The sequence below is a fragment of the Jiella pacifica genome, from assembly GCF_010500815.1.
In the GTDB taxonomy this organism is placed as follows: Bacteria; Pseudomonadota; Alphaproteobacteria; order Rhizobiales; family Rhizobiaceae; genus Jiella; species Jiella pacifica.
This window is the reverse complement of record NZ_JAAAMG010000003.1, coordinates 200369-222160: the sequence shown is the minus strand read 5'-3', so window position 1 is coordinate 222160 and position 21792 is coordinate 200369. Positions and strand designations below refer to the sequence as shown.

The 21792-nt window shown below is 66.2% G+C and carries 13 protein-coding genes; 9 read left to right on the top strand and 4 right to left on the bottom strand.

Features of this window, described 5'->3' with window-relative positions; translation table 11 throughout:
- Window positions 1-2: 2 nt before the first annotated feature.
- Entirely contained in the window at window positions 3-785 is a 783-nt protein-coding gene (locus tag GTK09_RS05725) for a pentapeptide repeat-containing protein (RefSeq protein ID WP_163461791.1), read from the bottom strand.
- Between the two features lie 166 nt (window positions 786-951).
- On the opposite strand from GTK09_RS05725, the gene xseA reads away from it, so the two are divergent.
- From xseA to GTK09_RS05690, 7 genes are all read left to right on the top strand, one after another.
- Window positions 952-2604, top strand: a complete 1653-nt coding sequence (gene xseA / locus GTK09_RS05720; protein ID WP_163461790.1) for an exodeoxyribonuclease VII large subunit — start codon at window positions 952-954, stop codon at window positions 2602-2604.
- Window positions 2605-2838: 234 nt separating this feature from the next.
- Entirely contained in the window at window positions 2839-3960 is a 1122-nt protein-coding gene (locus tag GTK09_RS05715) for an efflux RND transporter periplasmic adaptor subunit (protein WP_312869672.1), read from the top strand.
- The gene (locus GTK09_RS05710; protein ID WP_163461787.1) at window positions 3957-7097 is read left to right on the top strand and encodes an efflux RND transporter permease subunit; all 3141 of its coding nucleotides are present in this window, start codon (window positions 3957-3959) and stop codon (window positions 7095-7097) included. Before GTK09_RS05715 ends, GTK09_RS05710 begins: the two co-directional genes overlap by 4 nt.
- The gene (locus tag GTK09_RS05705) at window positions 7051-7362 is read left to right on the top strand and encodes a BrnT family toxin (protein ID WP_312869653.1); all 312 of its coding nucleotides are present in this window, start codon (window positions 7051-7053) and stop codon (window positions 7360-7362) included. Before GTK09_RS05710 ends, GTK09_RS05705 begins: the two co-directional genes overlap by 47 nt.
- Entirely contained in the window at window positions 7313-7603 is a 291-nt protein-coding gene (locus tag GTK09_RS05700; protein ID WP_163461783.1) for a BrnA antitoxin family protein, read from the top strand. Before GTK09_RS05705 ends, GTK09_RS05700 begins: the two co-directional genes overlap by 50 nt.
- A 94-nt stretch (window positions 7604-7697) precedes the next feature.
- Window positions 7698-9467 (top strand): gamma-glutamyltransferase, encoded by a 1770-nt coding sequence (gene ggt, locus GTK09_RS05695; protein ID WP_376767951.1) that lies wholly within the window; start codon window positions 7698-7700, stop codon window positions 9465-9467.
- Between the two features lie 194 nt (window positions 9468-9661).
- Window positions 9662-11071 (top strand): sensor domain-containing diguanylate cyclase, encoded by a 1410-nt coding sequence (locus GTK09_RS05690; protein WP_163461780.1) that lies wholly within the window; start codon window positions 9662-9664, stop codon window positions 11069-11071.
- Here the strand turns inward: GTK09_RS05690 and ilvA are convergent.
- Complete coding sequence (ilvA, locus tag GTK09_RS05685) at window positions 11044-12303, bottom strand: threonine ammonia-lyase IlvA (protein ID WP_163461777.1); 1260 nt, start codon at window positions 12301-12303, stop codon at window positions 11044-11046. The two genes, GTK09_RS05690 and ilvA, sit on opposite strands and share 28 nt — an antisense overlap.
- Before the next feature lie 921 nt (window positions 12304-13224).
- The gene (ade, locus tag GTK09_RS05680; RefSeq protein WP_163461775.1) at window positions 13225-15039 is read right to left on the bottom strand and encodes an adenine deaminase; all 1815 of its coding nucleotides are present in this window, start codon (window positions 15037-15039) and stop codon (window positions 13225-13227) included.
- Between the two features lie 608 nt (window positions 15040-15647).
- Here ade and GTK09_RS05675 point away from each other — a divergent pair.
- A complete protein-coding gene (locus GTK09_RS05675; RefSeq protein WP_163461773.1) occupies window positions 15648-17552 on the top strand; it encodes a methyl-accepting chemotaxis protein in 1905 nt (634 codons plus the stop codon).
- 746 nt (window positions 17553-18298) lie between these two features.
- Here GTK09_RS05675 and GTK09_RS05670 read toward each other — a convergent pair.
- On the bottom strand, window positions 18299-20290 hold the full coding sequence (locus GTK09_RS05670) for a putative bifunctional diguanylate cyclase/phosphodiesterase (RefSeq protein WP_163461771.1): 1992 nt from the start codon (window positions 20288-20290) through the stop codon (window positions 18299-18301).
- Between the two features lie 242 nt (window positions 20291-20532).
- Here GTK09_RS05670 and GTK09_RS05665 point away from each other — a divergent pair, with 242 nt between their 5' ends.
- Complete coding sequence (locus tag GTK09_RS05665) at window positions 20533-21579, top strand: class I SAM-dependent methyltransferase (protein ID WP_163461769.1); 1047 nt, start codon at window positions 20533-20535, stop codon at window positions 21577-21579.
- Window positions 21580-21792: the final 213 nt, after the last annotated feature.

The following is a 21792-nucleotide window of genomic DNA, read 5'->3' as shown; positions in this document are numbered from 1 at the left end:
CGCTATTTCGTGCCGGTTCGAAGGTTCTTCGAGGCACCGAGGAGACCGCCCAGCGCCGCCGAGCGAAGATCGGCGTCGGTGAAATCGGCGCCTTCGCCATTGGCACCGTCGAATTTCGCTCCGGCGAGTTCGGCGCGCCGCAGGTCGACGCCCTGGAGATTTGCGCCGGAGAAATCGGCGAATTCCGCCGCCGCCCGCGACAGGTTGGCGCCGGAAAGATCGGCCCCGGTCAGGTCGGCCGAATTGAGGGTGCCGCGCATCATACCCATCGACTGGTTGCGCATGTCGGCGGAAAGGTCGGCGCCCTTAAGATTCGCGCCGACCAGACTGGCGCGTGAGAGATCGGCGACGAGGCGCGTCTTCGACAGATTCGCGCCGCTGAAGTTCGCGTCCATCAATTGCGCCTGGAAGAGATTTGCGCCGGCAAGATCGGCGTCGGTGAAGTCGGCCTTCAGCCCCCAGACCTGATCGAGCTTGGCGCCGGAAAGATCCGCACCGGAGAAATCGGTGCCGTTCACCGTGGCTGCCGTCAGATCGGCGCCGGCGAGATTCAGGCCGGAAAGATCGAGACCGTTGAGCGCCTTGCGGGACAAATCGATCGGCTTGCCCTGGCCGGCCGCTGCGATCAGCGCCTCGACCTCGGTCCGGCTCATCTCGGCCTTCGTCATCCGCGGCGAGGTCATGTCGAGCCCGCTCAACATGCCTTGCGCGAAGAGCGGCATTGGCATCAAGGCCGCGAGAACGAAGGTGGCGGCGGCCACGATCGGCAGACGTTTTGGCGGCATGGCTTATCCTCCCGGGGTCCATCTCCGCGGACCTCGTTACCCTCCTAACGATCTCGGTGGCGGCGGGCAAAACGCGAGGCCGTGATCCCTTTCCGCAACCTCGATGCCGTGGCTTTGCGCTTGCCGAGACTTGCCCGCCGCACGGCCTCGCCCCACACTGGGGCCCATGAGCCTCGTGTCCGAATCGATCCCGCAGAGCAACGTCGCCGAATATACGGTGTCGGAAATCTCCGGCGCGCTGAAGCGCACCGTCGAGGAGACCTTCGGCCATGTGCGCATCCGCGGCGAGGTCTCCGGCTATCGCGGGCCGCATTCTTCGGGGCACGCCTATTTCACCCTGAAGGACGACAAGGCACGGATCGACGCGGTGATCTGGCGCACGAGCTTTGCCAAGCTCGCCTTCAAGCCGGAGGAAGGCCTCGAGGTCATCGCTACGGGGCGGCTGACCACCTATCCAAACTCGTCGAAATACCAGGTGGTGATCGAGGCGATCGAGCCGGCTGGCGCCGGCGCCCTGATGGCGCTCCTCAACGAGCGGCGGCTGAAACTGGAAGCCGAAGGGCTGTTCGCGAGCGAGCGTAAGCGCCGACTGCCCTTCCTGCCGCGGGTCATCGGCGTCGTCACTTCGCCGACCGGCGCCGTCATCCGCGACATCGTCCACCGCATCTCCGACCGCTTTCCGGTGCATGTGCTGGTCTGGCCGGTCCGGGTGCAGGGCGAGACGAGCGGGGCGGAGGTCTCGGCAGCGATCGAAGGCTTCAACGCCATCGAGGCCGGCGGCAAGATCCCGCGGCCCGACGTCGTCATCGTCGCGCGCGGCGGCGGCAGCCTCGAAGACCTCTGGGGCTTCAACGACGAGGCGGTGGTGCGGGCGGCGGCAGGATCGGCGATCCCGCTGATCTCGGCGGTCGGCCACGAGACCGACTGGACGCTGATCGACCACGCCGCCGACGTCCGGGCGCCGACGCCGACGGGCGCCGCGGAGATGGCCGTGCCGGTGCGCGCGGAACTGCTGGCGCAGATCGCCAGCCACAATGCGCGGCTGTCGGGGGCGGTGTCCCGCCGGCTCGACCAGGAAAAGAAGGGCCTTGCCGCCCTCGCCAGGGCGATGCCGGGCATCGACGCGCTGCTCGAACAGCCCCGCAGACGGCTCGACGAGGCGACGACGGGGCTCGGCGGCAATCTCCGCCATGCCGTCGGCGAAAAGCGGCGGCTGTTCGCCGGCGCCTCGGCGCGGCTCGTCCCCGCGACGCTCGACGCCGCGCTCCGGGACAAGCGGGCGACGCTGCGCCACCACGCCGTCCATGCCGACCACGGCATGCGGGTGCGGCTCGATGCGGCGCGGCGGCGGTTCGACCGGGTGGCAGCGGACCTGAAGCCGCACACGCTGCGGGCCCGCAGCGAGGCGGCACGACTGTCGCTCGTCCAGCTGTCGGAGCGGCTGGAACGGACCGAGGCGCAGGAGCGGGCCCGCCGGCGCCAGCGGGTCGAGACCGCCTGGCGGCTCGCCTCCAGCCTGTCGCCGCTGAACGTCCTGGAGCGCGGCTACGCAATCGTCCGCGACGAGGCGGAGCATGCCTTGACGCGGGCGGACGAACTCTCCGCCGGCATGGCGGTGACGCTGGAATTCGCCGGACGCCAGAGGCGCGGGGCGGTGGTCACCGACGGCGAGGCGTCCCCCTCGCCCCGCTCCGCCGGGCCAGCCTCCGGCGATCTCGGGCCCGGCGGCACCGAGCAGCCCGGCCCCAGGCCCGCCCCGGCGAAACCGCGCAAGCCGCGGACGAAGCCCGTTGTCGAGGGCCAGGGCACGCTGTTCTGAGAGGCGCCCGCTACGGGTGCCTCGCTGGATCGGTCCTTCGCCGACGATCCGCCGCCGGCACAGCCTCTCCTCGCCGTCCCTCGAGGCCCGGCTGACACCCTTCGTTACACATCGATACCGGCCGCGCATGGAAGCAGCGGGCCCGAACATCTATCTTCGGTGGTGTCCCGAAGATGCCGACGAGTATGTGCGCCGATGAGATTCCTTGCGAGCAGATGGAGCCTTTTGTCCGTCGTGATCCTGGCGGGCCTCGTCGTGCTGGCCGGCTCGATCGACTTTTCCCGGAAGAACGGCGAGCGGGAGGCCGCGGCCAGCACCCCTGCTGTGATCACGAGCCCGCAGAGCCAGCCGGCGAACCTTACCGTCACCACGGACACCGTGCGCCGCGACACCCTCGGCCGGACGATCGTCGGCAACGGCGTCGTCATGGCTCATCGCGAGGTCATCGTCGGATCGGAAGCGAGCGGCCTGCGTCTCACCGACGTTATGGTGAAGCAGGGCGATCGTGTCGAAGAGGGGCAGGTGATCGCGCGGCTCGACGATGCCCTCCTCAAGGCCCAGCTGGCCGAGCAGGACGCGGCGATCGACAGCGCCGAGGCAACGCTCGCCAATGCCGTCTCGACCAGCGAGCGCAGCCAGCGCCTCGTCGAGTCGGGCACCGTCTCACGTGAGACCGCCGAGCAGAACGCCACCACTGTCGCCACGGCCCGCGCCGCCCTCGCCCAGACCCAAGCCGCCCGCAAGACCCTCGAAGTCCAGCTTCGGCGCACCGAAATCCGTGCGCCTTTCGCCGGCATCGTCTCGGCGCGGCCGGCGGTTCCCGGCATCATCGTCCAGGCCTCCACCGAGATCGCCCGCATTCAGGAGAATGGCGCGCTGGAGGCGCGGATCGACCTGCCCGAACATACCGTCTCCACCCTCCAGCCGGGGAGCGAAGCGGTCGTCACCGCGCCCGATGGGAGCCGGATCGACGCCAAGCTGGCCTCGATCGACGAAGTCGTCGACATCGACACCCATCTCGCCCTCGCCGTGATCCCGCTGCCGGAAGGGACGGGGCTGAAGGCCGGCATGTTCGTCACCGCCGAGATTTCGATGGGTGGCGCCGAGAGCCTGACGGTCGCCGATAAGGCGCTCACCTGGCAGGAGGGCAAGACGGCGGTCTTCCGCGTCGGCGCCGACGACACCGTCGCCGCGGTGCCGGTCGAGGTCGGCCTGCGCAGCGAGGGCCGCGTCGCGGTCGCCGGCGATCTCGCCCCCGGCGACCGGGTGGTGACCAGCGGCGCCGGCTTCCTCCAGGACGGCAACAAGGTGCGGCTCGTCACCGAGCAGGCAGCGACGGAAGGAGAGTCCCAGTGAGCAACATCTCCGCCTGGGCGATCCGCCACCCGCTGCCGACCATCGTGCTGTTCCTGGCGCTGGCGATCGCCGGCATGTGGGGCTTCACGCAGCTGCGCATCAACAACATGCCGGACATCGACTTTCCGATGGTCCGGGTGACGATCACCCAGACCGGCGCCTCGCCGACGGAGATCGAGACCCAGGTCACCGACCTCGTCGAAAACGCCGTCGCGTCGATCGCCAACGTCGAAAGCGTCACCTCGACGATCAGCGAGGGGGCCTCGGTCACCGCGATCGAGTTCCAGCTCGGCACCAACCTGATCGAGGCGACGGACGACGTCCAGAACGCCATCGACGGCATCCAGAGCCAGCTGCCCGACGCTGCGGAAACGCCGATCGTCTCGCGGGTCAACGTCGGCGACAACGCCATCCTCACCTATGTCGTCGATGCGCCCGGCATGAGCCCGGACGAATTGTCCTGGTATGTCGACGACGCCCTCTCCAAGTCGCTCCTCGGCGTCGAGGGCGTCTCGAAGATCGAGCGCTCGGGCGGCGTCAACCGGGCGATCCTGGTCAAGCTCGATCCGACCCGGATTGACTCCTACGGCACCACCGTCGGCGCGGTGACGACGGCGCTCGCCGCCCAGAACCTCAATCAGGCCGGCGGGCGCACGATCATCGGCGGCACCGAGCAGTCGGTGCGCACCCTCGGCAGCGCCGGCTCGATCGCCGAACTCGCCGACACGCCGATCGCCATCGGCTCCGGCAAGTCCGTCCGGCTCGCCGATCTCGGCGAGATCGTCGACGGCTGGGAAGACCCGCGCAACCGGGCCCGGCTGGACGGCAAGGAAGTCGTCGCCTTCCAGGTCTACAGCGCCAAGGGTTCGAGCCAGATCGGCGTCACCGAGGCGGTGCGAGAAGCCGTGAAGACGATCGGCGCGAAGAACGCCGCGGTGAGCTTTTCCGAGGTCACCTCCTCCTCGGACTTTGTCCAGGAGAGCTACGACGCGGCGATCGAGGCGCTGTGGCTCGGTGCGCTGCTTGCGGTCGCCGTGGTATTCCTGTTCCTGCGCGATCTGCGCGCCACACTCGTCGCCGCGACGGCCCTGCCGATGTCGCTGGTCCCGACCTTCTTCGTGATGGAGTGGCTCGATCTGTCGCTCAACAACATCACGCTGCTCGCCCTCTCGCTGGTCGTCGGCATCCTCGTCGACGATGCCATCGTCGAGATCGAGAACATCGTCCGGCACATGCGCGAAAGCGGCAAGAGCGCCTATCAGGCGGCGATCGAGGCGGCCGACGAGATCGGCCTTGCGGTCGTCGCGACGACGGCGACGATCATCGCCGTGTTCGTGCCCGTTGCCTTCATGCCCGGCATTCCGGGCCAGCTCTTCGTCTCCTTCGCCATCGCCGTCTGCGTCTCGGTGCTCTTTTCGCTGATCGTCGCCCGGCTTTTGACGCCGCTGATGGGCGCCTATCTGGTCAAGGCCGGAAGCGGCCACTCCGAAGACGACGCGCCGCGCTGGGTGCCGGCCTATCTTGCCGTGTTGCGCCATGCCCTGCGGTTCCGCTGGCTGACAGCGCTTCTCGGCATCGCCTTCTTCGCCGGCTCCGTTTATGTCGCGGTCGGCCTTCCGACCGAGTTCATGCCGGCCTCCGATCGCGGCCGCTCCCTCGTCTCGGTCGAACTCGTTCCCGGCTCGACGCTGGACGATACCGATGCGGTGGTGCGACAGGTCGGCGAAATCCTGCAAAAGCAGCCGGAGGTCGCAAGCGTCTTCGCCTCGATCGGCACGGCATCCGAAGGCGGCGGCGGCCCGCAGCGAAGCACCACGGCGAGCGTCAATTCGGCGACGGTGACCGCCAATCTCGTCGCCCGCGATCAGCGGGACGTCTCCCAGCAGGAATTCGAGAAGCGTCTCGCCGACGTCTTCGACGGCATTGCCGGCGCCAGGATCCAGTTCGGCGCCGACAACCAGTCGGGCTCGAAGGTCAAGATCACGCTTGCCGGGGCGGATAGCGAGAAGCTCTCCGAGACCGCCAACCAACTCGCCGCCGAGATGCGCGCGGTGCCGGGCCTTCTCAACCCGATCTCGGACGCGGCGGCGGCCAAGCCCGAACTCGTCGTCAAGCCGGACAAGCAGCGCATGGCCGAACTCGGCATCACCGCCAGCGACGTCGCCAGGCTGCTGTCTGTCGCCACCATCGGCGCCAACGACGCGGCGCTCGCCAAATACAGCCTCGGCGACCGGCAGGTCTATATCGTGCCGACCCTGACCGACGACGCCAGGGGCGATCTTACCCGGATCGAGGCGCTGAAGATCGCCGGCACCTCCGGCACGGTGCCGCTCGGGGCCATCGCCAGCTTCGAGTTCGGCGCCGGGCCGACGACGATCACCCATTACGGCGGCGACCGCACCGCCAGCGTCGAGGCGGAACTCTCCGGCCTGACGCTGGGCGAGGCGCAACAGGCGATCGCCGCCCTCCCCGCCATGAAGACCCTGCCGGACGGCATCTACGAAAAGGCCCAGGGCGACACCAAGCGGATGAACGAGATGTTTTCCGGCTTCGTGATGGCGATGGCGACCGGCGTCCTCCTGATGTTCGCGACGCTGGCGCTGCTGTTCAATTCCTTCCTGCAGCCGGTCACCATCCTGACGGCCCTGCCCCTGTCGATCGGCGGCGCCTTCGGCTTCCTGTGGCTGACGGATTCGGCGGTGGCGATCTCGGTCCTGATCGGCGTCCTCCTCTTGATGGGCATCGCGGCGAAGAACTCGATCCTCCTCGTCGAATACGCCATCGTCGCGCGCCGCGGCGGCCAGGACCGGTACGGCGCCCTGATGGACGCGGCGAAAAAGCGCGCCCGGCCGATCGTCATGACCTCGATCGCCATGGCCGCCGGCATGGCGCCGCTGGCGCTCGGCCTGGGCGCCGACGCAGAGACCCGGGCGCCGATGGCGATCGCCGTGATCGGCGGCCTCGTCTCCTCGACGCTTCTGTCGCTCGTCTACGTGCCGGTGATCTATACGCTCATGGACGACCTGGAGCGGGTGCTGGGGCGCTGGCTGGGCAAGCTATTGCCGAAGGAGAGAGCCGTGACTACGCTGAATGCCGAAACTGACCCGGCAAACGGCACCAATGAAAGTCTCGTATGATGCCGCGAAGCGGTCGACAACTTTGAACGCACGAGGACTGGACTTCGAAGATGCGGCACTGATCTTCGAAGGCCCGACATTGACGATTGCAGACGACAGGCGCGACTACGGAGAAACGCGGTTTCAAACCTATGGCCTGTTCGAGAACCGTCTCGTCATGATCGTCTGGACACCGCGGCCACCGGCGCGCCACGTAATTTCGATGAGGCACTGCCATGAACGGGAAGCCCGAAAAGTCCGACCAAGACTGGTTCGACCCGGATGACGGAATTGAACTGACCGAGGAGCAACTCGACCGCGCGGAATACGCCATCGGCGACAAGATCATCCGTCCCGCGAGGGGAACCCTCACGCAAACCTACGCCACCGCGACCGTCCCCGCTCGCGAAGAGATCAGCCTGAGTGTCGACCAGGACCTCGCCAATGCCCTTCGCGCGACAGGGCCGGACTGGCAATCGAAAGCTGCCGACGCTCTTCGAGAGTGGCTGGATCACCGCAGGTCCTGATCGAATGGCCGACCGGGCGGATCGATGCGTCGGCGAGCTTCCGCCCGCGCCATCCGGCCCTAGCTTCTTTCGGGCAACCGCGAAGGAGCCGCACGTGACGCCAATTCGCTCGACCCTCGCCGCCGTCCTCGCCGGCTTCCTCGTCACCACCACGGCCTTAGCCCAGCAGGCGGCGGACAGCGTTCAGCCGGAAGCCGCCAGCGGCATGCGGTCGGCGACCGCCGAGCCCGCCAGGGCCAAGAAGTTCATGGTCGCGGCCGCCAATCCGCTGGCCGCCGAGGCCGGTGTCGCCATTCTGAAAAAGGGCGGCAACGCCATCGACGCGATGGTGACGGTCCAGCTCGTCCTCAATCTGGTCGAGCCGCAGTCCTCCGGCATCGGCGGCGGCGCGTTCCTCGTCTATTTCGACGCCAAGGCCGGCCACCTCACCACCTTCGACGGCCGCGAGACGGCGCCGGCAGCCGCCGGCCCGACGCTCTTCCTCGACGAGGCCGGCGATCCGCTGACATTCTACGACGCGGTGGTCGGCGGCCGCTCCGTCGGAACGCCCGGAACGCTCCGCCTTCTCTACGACACCCACGAGCGCTTCGGCGCGCTCGACTGGGAGAGCGTCGTCCAGCCGGCGATCGACCTCGCGCGCACAGGCTTCGAAGTGTCGCCGCGACTCGAGCAACTCGTTTCCGAGGACGCCCAGCGGCTGAAGCGCTTTTCCGGCACGCGGGACTATTTCTTCGACAGCGAAGGCGAGCCGCTGAAGGCCGGGAGCGTCCTGAAGAACGAGGCCTTCGCCGAAACGCTCCGGACCATCGCCGAAGCGGGCGCCGAGGCCTTCTACGACGGCCCGCTCGCCGAGGCGATCGTCTCCACCGTGCAGGAGGCGGAGGGAAATCCCGGCCGCCTCGCTCTCTCGGACCTTCAGAATTACCGCATCGTCGAGCGCGAACCGGTCTGCATCACGTACCGCGTCCACGAGGTCTGCGGCATGGGCCCGCCGTCATCGGGGGCGCTCACCGTCGGCCAGATCCTCGGCCTGATCGAACCCTTCGACTTAGCTGCGCTCGGGCCGGAGAGCGCGAAGGCCTGGCGGCTGATCGGCGACGCCTCGCGCCTCGCCTTCGCCGATCGCGGCCGCTACATGGCCGACGTCGATTACGTGCCGATGCCGATGAAGGGTCTCCTCGACGCGGACTATCTCGCCGAGCGCTCGAAGCTTCTCCAAGGGGAGAAAGCCATGACCGAGGATCAGGTCCAGCCCGGCACGCCGCCCTGGGACCATGCGATGCTGCTCGGTGACGACACCGCCATCGAGCTTCCCTCGACCAGCCATTTTGCCATCGTCGACGGCGCCGGCAACGTCGTCTCGATGACGACGACGATCGAGAACGGCTTCGGCTCGCGGCTGATGGTCGGCGGGTTCCTGCTCAACAACGAGCTGACCGACTTTTCCTTCGAGACCCATGACGAGGCGGGCCACGCCATCGCCAATGCCGTCGCGCCGGGCAAGCGGCCACGCTCCTCGATGGCACCGACGATCGTCATGCGCGAGGGCAAGCCGGTCCTTGCCGTCGGCTCGCCGGGCGGCAGCCAGATCATCGGCTATGTCGCACAGGCGCTGATCGCCGTCCTCGACTGGAACATGAACGTCCAGGAGGCGGCGAACCTGCCGCATCTCGTCAACCGGTTCGGCCCCTTCGAGATCGAGGCCGGCACCGGCGCGACACAACTATCGGATGCATTGCGCGACGTCGGCTTCACCGTCAAGGAGACCGACCTCAACTCCGGCATCCATGCCATCGCACTGACACCGCAGGGCCTCGAAGGCGGCGCCGATCCGCGCCGCGAGGGTGTCGCTCGAGGCGAGTGACATCGAAGAAAGCCATTGATCTTCAAAGTCCTATCGTCGCGCCGCAGCCGCACGACCATGATCGCGGTGGAAGGCCTGCTTGCCGTCGATTTTCTTTACCTTTCATTGACCGACTGTGGTCAATGTCCCGTCTCGCGACGCAACCTTCGGAAGCGTCTCCGGCTTTTTGCTGAGGACAGCGAGGATGCGTGCACATGGACAACGATCTGAGGGACGCGGCGGCCCCGCAGGACGGCCCCTCGCACGACATCAAGCCGCTCCCCGCCGCCCGGGTCGAGTTCGATCCCGACGGTAGGCTTCTTTCCGCCTGCGACGAGTTCCTCCGGCTGACCCAGTATGAAAGGGAGGACGTTCTCGGCCGTCCGGAAGCGATGCTGCTCTGGCCCGAGGATCGCGACGACCCGCAGTATCACGCCCTATGGGAGCTTCTGCGCTCGGGCGAAGTCGTCCAGCGGGAGCTGCGCCGGATGACCCGCAACGGCCAGGAACTCTGGCTGCAGGGCAGCTACGATCCAGTCCTCTCCGAGGACGGGAAGGTGACGGCAATCCGGCTGATCGCCACGAACGTGACGGCAAAACGGCGACAGGCGACCAATCACGAGAACATCCTGGCGGCGATCTCCCGCTCGACCGCGATGGTGGAATTTGCCATGGACGGCACGATCATCGCCGCCAATGCCAATTTCGCCTCCCTGCTCGGCTACGACGTCGACGAGCTTCTCGGGCGCAATCATCGCGAATTCGTCGCAGCCGAAATCGTCGAAAGCCCAAGCTACGGCGCCTTTTGGAACCGGCTTCGAGCCGGCGAATTCGTTCAGGCGGAATTTCCCCGTCTTGCCAGATCCGGACGGACGATCTGGCTGCAGGCGAGCTACAACCCAGTCGTCGATGCCGCTACCGGCCGGCCGACGAAGGTGGTGAAGATCGCCACCGACATCACCGAACGAATGCATCAGAACGCCGAAGCCGAGCGCCTCGCCCTGCTCGATCCGCTGACGGGTATATCCAACCGGCGCGGGTTCGATCTGGCGCTCGCCGCGGCTCTGGACGACTTCAAGCGGGGCCGTGAACCGATCTCGCTCATTTTTCTCGACGTCGATCACTTCAAGTCGTTCAACGACATCTACGGCCACCAGATCGGCGATCGCTGCCTGCGCAGGGTGGCGAAGGCGGTCGAGCGGAGCGTGCGACATCCCGAGAGTCTGGTGGCCCGCTATGGCGGCGAGGAATTCGCCGTCCTGCTGCCAAACACGACCCGCCTCGAAGCGGCACGGATCGCCGAAGCCGTGCGTGCCGCCGTCCAGGGCCTCGGCATCGACCATCCCGGCAACACCGGCTGGGGCACCGTCACCGCCAGCCTCGGGCACGTGACCTTCGAGGCCGGCCGCGACGAGCGCTTCCACACCGCGACCGAACTCGTCACAGCGGCGGACCGGGGGCTCTATACGGCCAAGCGGCTCGGTCGCAACCATGTCGCCGATGCGGTCGATCCGCGCGCGAACGAGCCCTTCGCGGTGTTCCGGATCTTGCCCGGCGACGAGCTTTTCGGACCGGAGCCCGAAAGCGCCGCCGCGCGTCAGATCAGAAGATCGGCGACGATCTGATCCTCGGTGATGTCCTGATAGCGAATGCCGCCGGCCTCGAACCGAGCGAGCAGGGCCGGGAAGTTCGCCGGGTCGCGGGTCTCGATGCCGAGCAGGATCGAGCCGAAGTCGCGGGCGGACTTCTTCAGATATTCGAAGCGGGCGATGTCGTCGTCCGGCCCGAGAAGGTTGAGGAAGTCCTTCAGCGCGCCTGGACGCTGGGCGAGCCGGAGGATGAAATACTTCTTCAGCCCGGTGAAGCGGAGCGCCCGCTCCTTGACGTCCGGCAGGCGCTCGAAGTCGAAATTGCCGCCCGAGACGACAAGTACGACGGTCTTGCCGTGAACCTCGTCCTTCAGGCTTTCGAGGGCATCGATCGCGAGCGCTCCGGCCGGCTCCAGCACGATGCCCTCGAGATTGAGCATTTCGAGCATGGTGTTGCAGAGCCGGCCTTCCGGCGCCAGCACCACGTCGTCGGGCCGGAAGCGCCGCAGCGCCTCGAAGGGGATGGTGCCGATCTGGGCGACCGCGGCCCCGTCGACGAAACCGTCGACCTGCGGCATGCGGGTGAGTTCGCCGTTTTCGAGGCTGGTGCGAAGGCTCGGCGCACCGAGCGGCTCGACGAACTTGAAGGCCGGCGGGCTGCCAGGCTCCTCGGCGAAGAAGCGCGTCATGCCCGAGGCGAGGCCGCCGCCGCCGACCGGCATGACGACGAGGTCGAGCGTCTCGCCCGCCAACTGCTCGCGGATCTCCCGGGCGACGCTCGCCTGGCCCTCGACGATGTCCTCGTGATCGAAGGGCGGCACGAATTCGGCACCCTCGGCCAGCGAATAGGTCTTGGCCGCCGCATAGCAGTCGTCGAAGAAGTCGCCGGTGAGTTCGATCTCGATGGCCGCACCGCCGAAGACGCGGGTCTTCTCGATCTTCTGCTGCGGCGTCGTCACCGGCATGAACACCCGGCCCTTCACGCCGAAATGCTTGCAGGCGAAGGCGAAGCCCTGGGCGTGATTGCCGGCCGAGGCGCAGCAGAACTTGCTGCTCGCGCTGCCCGCCGCCATCGTCTTGCGCATGAAGTTGAAGGCGCCGCGGATCTTGTAGGAGCGCACCGGCGTCAGGTCTTCGCGCTTCAGGAAGATGCGGGCACCGTATTTCTTCGACAGATGCTCGTTGAGCTGCAACGGCGTGGCAGGGAACAGGTCGCGCAGCGCTTCTTCGGCTGCAGCGACGCGAGCGGTGAAATCGGTCTCGGTCATGGATCGTCTCGTCTTTCGTCTCGTCCGGTCGGCCGCTTCGGGGCTGCGGCGCCTCACGCTGGTTGATGGCGGGGCGGTGGGACGCACCGGGACCGGAGCAATGCCGCGCTAGGCGCGGCGGAAAATTGCGTGAAATCGTCGGCGAAGCGGTCGGAGGCGCTGCGCGGGACGGCCGGTCGCGGCCGGGCGATCAGTTCGTGAACGAACCGTCGGCCCGAGCGGCGCCGGCGCCGATAATCGAAATGAGCGCGATGATGATCTGGAGCGAAACCTCGTTCGCGAACCGACCAACCGTCATCGCAGGCGCTCCTTTCCTCGGGCGAAAGCCGAATATCGTCGCGGCGGTTGATGCGCCAGCACGACCGATTTGTCAAAGCCTCGCCCGCCGGACGGGTCTGGAGCCGAGGACCAGGCCGCCGACGCGTCCTCCGGCGAATAACCCAGCCCAAGCGGGGGCGCGCCCCGAGAGTCTTCATGACAGGAAGGAGCGAGACCAAACGGCGTTCGACCTTCGGCAGCGCCCTTCCGGCACTTCACCGGCGTTCATCAGCGTCTGACCGTTGCCGTAACAATGACGAAACAATGGCGAGGCTGCGGCGCCATCGCCGCGAAACATGGCGGGGCTAACCTTCTCCCATCGCAGCCACCACATCCGCCCAGGATGCCGCATACGAAGTCAAAGGCTGCACAAATCTGCCCGGAACGCATGCCGCTGCGATCCGGGATGGACGGCTCCGACGATCAACGCCCCAAATCGTCGGAGCCGCCGCCTTTGTTTCGTTTCCGCGACGCGCGGCGATGCAAGCGGCGATCCTCTCCCTGAAATCCGGGAAAGCGCCCGGTCGACGCCAGGCGTCCGCCTTCGCCTGGCGCCGTCATCGCCACCGGCCTCGCCGCCACCGCGCGGAAAAGGCGGCCACCTCAAACGAACAGGTCGACGATCCGAAAGTTCTCGCTGTCGACGATGCCCTTGTCCGAAATGCGCAGGGCCGGAATGACCACCAGCGCCAGCAGCGAGTGCTGCATGTAGGCGTTGTTGAGGCCGCAGCCGGCTGCGCCCATCGCGGCGATCAGCCGATCCGCCTTGGCGGCGACGATCTCGGCCCGCTCGTTCGACATCAGGCCCGCAATGGGCATCTCGATCAGTGCCTTCTCCTCGCCGTCGGCGAAGAACACCACGCCGCCTCCGACCTCGCCGAGACGATTGGCGGCGAGTGCCATGTCCGTGTCGCTGGTTCCGACGACGATCATGTGGTGGCTGTCATGAGCGACGGTCGAGGCCATGGCGCAGTGCCCGCGATAGCCGAAGCCCGAGACGAAGCCATTGGTGAGCGCACCGCTCGCCCGGTGCCGCTCGACGAGCGCGATGCGGCAGACGTCGGCGTCCGGATCGGGCATGACAATGCCGTTCTCGACCGGCACATGCGCCGTCATCGCCCGGGTCGGCGCCTGGTTCTCGACGACGCCGATAACCCGCACCTCGGCGCTGTTCGCGTCGCCCTCGGGCGCCTTCACCCGGAAGTCCTCGGCGACGAGTTCGCGCCCGAGCTTCACCGTGTCGATCGCGCTCTTCGGATAGGCATGGGCCGGCATGTCCGCCTCGAGCCGGCCTGCCGAGGCGAGGCGAACCCCGCGGCCGTAGACGGCGTCGATCGAGAATTCGGCAAGGTCGGAAACGATCAGGAAGTCGGCGCGGCGGCCCGGTGTCACCGAGCCGATCTCGCGCTCCAGCTTGAAATGCTCGGCGGTGTTGACGGTCGCCATCTGGATCGCCGTCATCGGCCTCAGCCCCTGCGCGATCGCATGGCGCACCACCCGGTTCATGTGGCCGTCGCGCACCAGCGTGCCGGAATGGCAGTCGTCGGTGCAGAGAATGAAGTGGCGGGAATCAAGGCCCATCTCGGTGATCGCCTTGACCTGCGCGGCGACGTCGTACCAGGCCGAGCCGAGCCGCAGCATCGCCTTCATGCCCTGGCGCACCCGCGCGGCCGCATCCTCCATCCGCGTGCCTTCGTGGTCGTCCTCGGCGCCGCCCGCCACGTAGCCGTGGAAGGCGAGACCGAGATCGGGCGAGGCAAAGTGGCCGCCGACGGTCTTGCCGGCCGCGCGGGTCGCGGCGATTTCGCCGACCATGGTCGGATCGTTGGCGGCGACGCCGGGAAAATTCATCACCTCACCGAGACCGATGATCAACGGCCAGCCCATCGCCTCGGCGACCTCCTTCGGACCGAGCGTGGCGCCGCCCTCCTCCAGCCCCGGGGCCGAGGGCACGCAGGACGGCATCTGTACCCAGACGTTGACCGGCTGCTTCGCCGCCTCGTCATGCATCAGCCTGACGCCCTCGAGGCCGAGGACGTTGGCGATCTCGTGCGGATCGACGAACATCGACGTCGTGCCGTGGGGAATGACCGCGCGGCAGAATTCGGTCACCGTCACCATGGAACTCTCGACATGCATATGCGCGTCGCAGAGCCCCGGCACGACGTAGCGCCCCGCCGCATCGACGACCTCGGTGCCGGGCCCGATCGCGTGGGAGGCGTCGGGCCCGCAATAGGCGAAGCGGCCGGCGACGACGGCGATGTCGGTTCCGGGAATGATCTCGCCGGAATGGACGTTCACCCAGCGGGCGTTCCGGACGACGAGATCGGCCTTGGCGCGGCCCATGGCGACGTCGACGAGCCTCGGCGCCGCCGCCTCGAAGCGTTCGATCCCACTGTCGTTTCGCATTTTCGCCATGACCGTTCCCCGCTGACATTCGCTGTTCTGTCGTCATGGATAGTCGACGGGCGAGAATTTGCCATCCACTTTACCCCCCGCCGAATGCTGCAAATTCGAGATCGGCGCGAAAACGTGGCTTTTCGGAGCGCCAGGTTCACATCCATGGCCGGTCCGCGAAAGCCATCCGTTTCGACCGTGCGACACCGAGAATCTCGCCAGGATCCCGGACCAGAGAGATCAAAACCTCTCCGCCGGCGAGTAGCTGGATGCGGACGGGGCTGGCGCCCAAAAGAGTGCCGCGAGCCCCGGACGCAGGAGCGGCCGGTCACCGGCGCTTTGCGGAGCTTGCACCGCAGGTCGGACGAGAGAGGAAGGTCATGTGCACTCTGGTCGATCCCAGAAGAAATACTTCTGCAAGAACCAGAGCTGATTGGTTACAAATACAATCGAATAGACCGTTGATCCAGACGACGGACCTCATTGTGGAGATGGTCTGTGATCGTACAGAAACGATTTTTTTATTCATCTAAGCAAATATTATCGCAAACTCCCGCAAGTGCGGCGCCCGGCTGCTCTGCGCGATCTCAAGATCTCAGTCGTATCCATTCCATCGACAGGTTTTCTCGATGCTCAGATCCAGCCTCTCGGCCAAAGTCTCCGCCATGGTTCTTGGCGCGATCGCGATCGTTGCCGTCATCCTCTCCCTCGTCGCCCTGATGGAGGTGCGAAACGACGGTTCGCAGAGAGCGGCGGAACGGCAGGAAGCCAACATGCGCGTCGCCTGGGACGTGATCAACCGCTACGGCAGCTTCTTCAAGATCGACGGCGACAGGCTCTATGCCGGGTTTCAGCCTCTGAACGACTTCAACACCCCCGTCGACCGCATCAAGGAACTCGTCGGCGGAACGGCCACCATCTTCATGGGCGACAAGCGAGTGGCGACGAACGTCACGAAACCCGATGGTGACCGGGCGACCGGGACGACCCTGGCGAAAGGTCCCGTCTACGACACCGTCATCACGGCGGGGCAGCCCTATCGCGGCGAAGCCGACATTCTCGGCACGTCGTTCTTCACCGCCTACGACCCGATCAAGGACAAGGACGGGGCGACCATCGGGATTCTCTATGTCGGCGTCCCGAAAGCCGAATTCCTGTCCTCGGTCGACGCGCTGCAGCTTCGCTTCGGCCTCATCGCCATCCTCGTCGCGCTGGTCGTCGGCCTGCTCGCGCTCGTCGTCTCGCGCCGGATGTTCCAGCCGCTCGAAAGCCTGGCGAGAACCATTACCAACGTCGCGGCAGGCCAAACCGACGGCCGTGTCGAGGGTCTCGACCGCAACGACGAGATCGGCCAGATGGCCCGTTCCGTGGAAAGCCTCCGCCACGCCGTCGACGAGCAGCAGAGGCTCAAGCAGGAAGCGGCCGAGGCCGCGGCGCAACAGGAGATCGAGCGCCGTCAACAGGAAGAGATGGGCGAGAGCTACGTCAAGGCGCACGAATTCTTCATGGCGCAGATCCAGGCCGGCTTCGGCAGGCTGGCCGCCGGCGATCTCACCGTGCGCCTCGATAAGGCTTTCTCCGTCGACTACGAGGGCGTCCGCAAGCTCTTCAACGACAGCGCCTCGGCTCTGGAACAGGCCTTCGGCGAAGTCATGCGGCTGATCGACTCCAATCGGACCGGCATCTCCGAAATGATCGTCGCGACCAACGACATCGCCCAGCGGACAGAACAGCAGGCCGCAAGCCTCGAGGAGACCGTCGCGGCCCTCGGCGAGGTGACGAGCGCCGTCAACCACACCGCCGAAGGCGCCGACCATGCCCGCAAGACCGCTGACGGCGCGCGCCAGAAGGCCCAGACCGGCGGCGAAGTCGTCGCCGAGGCGATCACCGCGATGGGCGCCATCGAGGGGTCTTCCCAACAGATCAACCAGATCATCGGCGTGATCGACGAGATCGCCTTCCAGACCAACCTGCTCGCCCTCAATGCCGGGGTGGAGGCAGCGCGGGCCGGCGAGGCCGGCAAGGGTTTTGCCGTCGTCGCCCAGGAAGTCCGTGCGCTGGCCCAGCGTTCGGCCGAAGCCGCCAAGGAGATCAAGGGGCTGATCACCGCATCGTCGGAGCAGGTCGATCGGGGCGTCAAGCTGGTGACGGCTTCCGGACGATCCCTGGACGAGATCGTCGCCGAAGTCGCCGCAGTCAGCCGGATCATCGCCGACATCGCGGCGAGCGCCGGCGAGCAGGCGACGAGCCTGAAGGAGGTTTCGGTGGCGGCCGACCAGATGGACAAGGTCACCCAGCAGAACGCCGCCATGGTCGAACAGGCGACGGCGGCCTGTCAGGCGCTCGGCAGCGACACCGACAGGCTGGTCGCCATCGTGGCGAAGTTCCAGATCCGTGACGATCGGTCCTCGGACGCCCCTCGCAGGTCCGCAGCGTCGAAGCCGAAGGCCGTCGCGCAAATGCGCAGCGGCACCTCGGCCAAGGCAGCCGTCCCGGCTCCTGCCAACGACGAGGAGAGCTGGGAAGCGTTCTGACCGCCGATCCCGGATGGCGATCCTCACGAGGGTGAGGATCGCCGCCGCAGGCCTCGTGAACGACGGCGTAGCCCGCAGGCATGGCACCACCGACCTGGTTTTCCGCCGCGAGCGAACCGGAACGGCGGCTGAGATCGAGAGAGCCGACGCGCTTGCTCCGGGTATGATGCCGCGATTTCGCCATGCCTCTGGCTCGGCAACGCCGACCGCGACGGAGTCTGCCGCCGAACGTCTCAGCGTGCCCACTCGTGACACGGTCTTTCCACGCGCCGCGAAGCCTTGCCGCTCCGGCGATCCCGGGGGCCACTCTCGCCACTCGCGCCCGCAGGGGACGAGGGCGCCCTCGAAGCCGGGTGAGCCGCGGCGGCGCAATCCGGCCGCTGGCACCCTTCCCCAGTGCCGCGTCGCCAGCGGAACGCTGCCAGTGTTCGGAAAGGCGCGAAGCGCTCGTCCACGCCACGCGGCAAGCCGCAGCAGCGCCCGATGCAACGCGGCCGCCGAGCGATAAAAGGCTGCCTCGGTCGCGTCACGCTCGAAAGGGGCTCGATCTTCGCTTGGACGTGCCGGCCTACTCATGAAGCGGTGCTTCGCTGCGCAAGCCGAGACGGGCCCGGTTGCCGACCGCAAGACGGAAGCTGCGAGAAGGCTCCGGCGTCGATGTCTTGCTGTCGCCGGAACACTGGCCGGCGTTCGGGAGCCCCCTTTGCCGGCCGTGGCGTCGGCGCGGCTGCCGAGGCCGAGGTCGGTCAGCCCATCCTGGTGGCGTGCACGATCCCCGGGGCTGCCAGCGGGCCTTCGACGGGTGCCGGTCGGCCGAGGTAGAAGCCCTGAGCGAAGGGAACGTTCGCTTTCTTGATGTAGTCCATCTGCTCCTGCGTCTCGACACCTTCGAGGACGACCGACAGGCCGCGATTCCTGACGAGCTGCAGAATGTCCTGCAGGAACTTCGCCCCCTCCTCGGTCTCGCAATTGTGCAGGAAGCGCTGGTCGATCTTCACCAGGGTGAACTCGACCGCCTGCAGCCAGGACAATCCCGCATAGCCGGTGCCGAAGTCGTCCAGCCAGATCTCGACGCCGATCCTTTGCAGCGCCGACACGGTCTGCAGGACCTTCGAATCGGACGCGATGTCGAATCCTTCGGTGATCTCGAGCGCGAGAGCCGAGGGAGCCAGCTTCATTTCGGTGAGGACACCGGCGACGAACAGCGCGAAACTGGCCTCGCGAAGCTGGACCGGCGAGACGTTCACCGACACCTTCTTGGCGACACCGGCGGCGAGGATCTCGGAACAGGCGGTGCGGATCGCCCAGCGACCCAGCTGGATGATCGCGCCGGTCCGCTCGGCGACCGGGATGAAGATCGCCGGCGAGATCGCCACGCCGTCCGGGCCCCGCAAGCGCATCAAGGTCTCCACCGCGTGGACCCCGCCCCGCTCGACGTCGACGATCGGCTGGTAGACGAGGGAAAGGTGATCGCGCTCCACCGCCTGTTCCAGAATGACCGCCAGGTTGCGGTCTTCGTTGTCGGTCAGCGAGGCTTCCGCATCGAAGACATGGGTGCCGTTCCGGCCGTTCGCCTTGGCCGAGTAAAGCGCGTTGTCGGCCTCGCTGCACATCCGGTCGAGATGGGAATTGGCGTCGGTGCGGGTGATGCTCGCGCCGATGCTGACGGTCACAACATTGCTGCTGTCGCGTCGCTGGGAATGCGGCAAGGCGAGCGCCTCGACGGCTTTGCGAAGCGACTCTGCAAACTGATACAGCTCGTCGGTATCGGAAACATGCGTGAAGGCGAGGAATTCCTCACCGCCGTAACGGCCGAGTATTCCGCCCGCCTTCGCGGCTGCGGCCTGCAGGGCGTGCCCGACATCGATCAGACAACGATCGCCCGACTGGTGGCCGTAATGGTCGTTATAGGCCTTGAAGTGGTCGACGTCGACGAGAAGCACGCCGATCGCCTTGCCGTCCCGCAGCCAGCGTTCGCGGAATGAGTCGTATTCCTGGACGGCGGCGCGGCGATTCTTCAGCCCCGTCAAATGGTCGGTGTTGGCGATGCGGGCGAGCTGCAGCCCCTTCTCGCGGTCGGCCATCTCGTTGAGTTGCGCGCGCGTCGCATTGAGGAATGTGACGTATCGCTCGGCCGCCAGCTGCCAGGACAGATACAGTGCAAGCCCGAGAAAGTTGAAGAAGAAGACGACGAGAATGACCTTGAAGCTGACATCGACATCGGCGTTGACCGCTGCAAACGCAAACAACAAGGTGATCAGCGTCGAACTCGAGGCAGCGACCGAGAACCGGATCCGGAAGAACAAGCTGGAACTGAGGACGAATACCGTACCGAACACCATGAAGTTCGCAAAGTTCGTCTGGTGGCTGGTGTGACTGACGACCAACAGCCAGCAAAGCGCCGCCACAGCGAGACTTGATGCGCAGGTGGCATTGATGGTGCGCATGCTGCGCTCGTGCGAGACCTGCCATTCGACGATGGCCAGGAACCCGAGACCAACCGTCATCCGCGTCAGAACGCCGTAGAGCCCGACGTCCGGAAACAGCCACAAATCGAAGCAGCCGAAAAGCAGAAAGCAGGCCACAGCCGCTCGCATGCCGAACCGCACCGATTTGCGGTCGACCAGATCATTGCTCTCCTCGAACTCCCGATAGAGGATCGGAAGGGCTCGCCCCCACCGCCGCTGAGAAAGGGCCAACTCGACCTTGTTGCGAAGTTCCTCCTCGTCTTGGATCATTCAGATCGCCTTTTGTCTTCCAGAGAGGAAAGTCGCAAAGGCCGATATCGGCGCGACCGCCCGCGCGAGCGACGACTGTCACCAGTCAGGCTGATCATAACGAGCGAACCTTACCGACCGTTGAACGGCCGGAGGGGTCGCGCCTCGTTGGGACGATTTTAACCATTTTCCATATTAATGCTTCCTTAAATATGTAATTCAAGTTTTAATCAATTGTGCCCTTGCCGTTTTGGAGAGCCACCATGGTCGCAGCAAAGTCTTTGGTCAATTTCGACGAACATAGCCTTATCACCAATGAGCTCTTCAACCGTCATTCCCTCGATGCGATTGAAGCGGCTGGGGACGACGATCTCCGTGAAGCGGCTGGTCAACTTTCAATTATTCTTGAGCTTGCTCGGCAGAGCTTCGAGAAAAGCACCCCAGCTGTCAAAATCGTCCCCAAGCTCGTGGCCGATTTGCACCGCGTGCGCGGATCCTCCTCTACGGCAGTTTGGCAGAAGCTGGTGCCGTTCGTCCAAAATCACGCCGTCGGGCAGTTCCTGTTCCAGGATCCGCTGACGCACTGGTCGTTCACCAAGCCGCGAGGCTATTCGGGAGACGCCAGCCTTCTCGATATCTATTACAAGCACCCGAGCATGAACGAGCATATCGGCGAAGCGTCGGCGCTCGGCAAGGAAATCTACGCGTGTACGGTCAACGATCCGGCCTGCGCGGCCGGTCGCGAACGCTGTGAGATCCTCGCACGCACCGTCGACGAGACGGCGGAGCGCACCGGCGGGACGGCGGAGATCCTGGCCGTGGCCGCCGGCCATCTGCGCGAGGCGCAGATCTGCCGGAGCCTTTCCGCCAATCGGATCAAGCGCTGGGTGGCGCTCGACCAGGATCCTGTCAGCGTCGGCACCATGACCCGGGACGTCGGCGGAGCGGTGGTCGAACCGATGATCGGCTCGGTGCTCGGCTTGCTCAAGCGCTCATACGATCTCGGCCAGTTCGATCTCGTCTACGCGTCGGGGCTCTACGACTATCTGCAGCAGAAGATCGCTGTGAAGCTCCTGCAGCGCCTGGCCGAGTTCCTGCGCCCGGGGGGGCAGTTCCTGTTCGCCAATTTCAGCGACGAGGTGACCTCAGACGGCTATATGGAAACCTTCATGGACTGGCAGCTGATCCTGCGCTCGGCCGACGACATGTGGGAGATCATCAACATGAGCGTCGATCGCAATCAGTTCGATTGCGACGTTTTTTACGGCGAGAACCGGAACATCGTCTACGGGACGCTGCGGCGGAAGTGACGCGCCGGCGCTCGTAAGTCGGCTCCGGAAAAGCGCGGCCTTTAGAGTTTCGCCGCTCCGCCGGCCGCAGCGCGATCACCTCTCCGGCTTGGTTCCGCGAGACGTGAATGCAAAGGCCCCGAAGATCGGTGACGATCTCAGGGGCCTTTTCGATGCGACGTTCCGGTGCCGTGACTTCGAGCCGGAAGCAGCGGGAGCCGGAAGCAGCGGCCG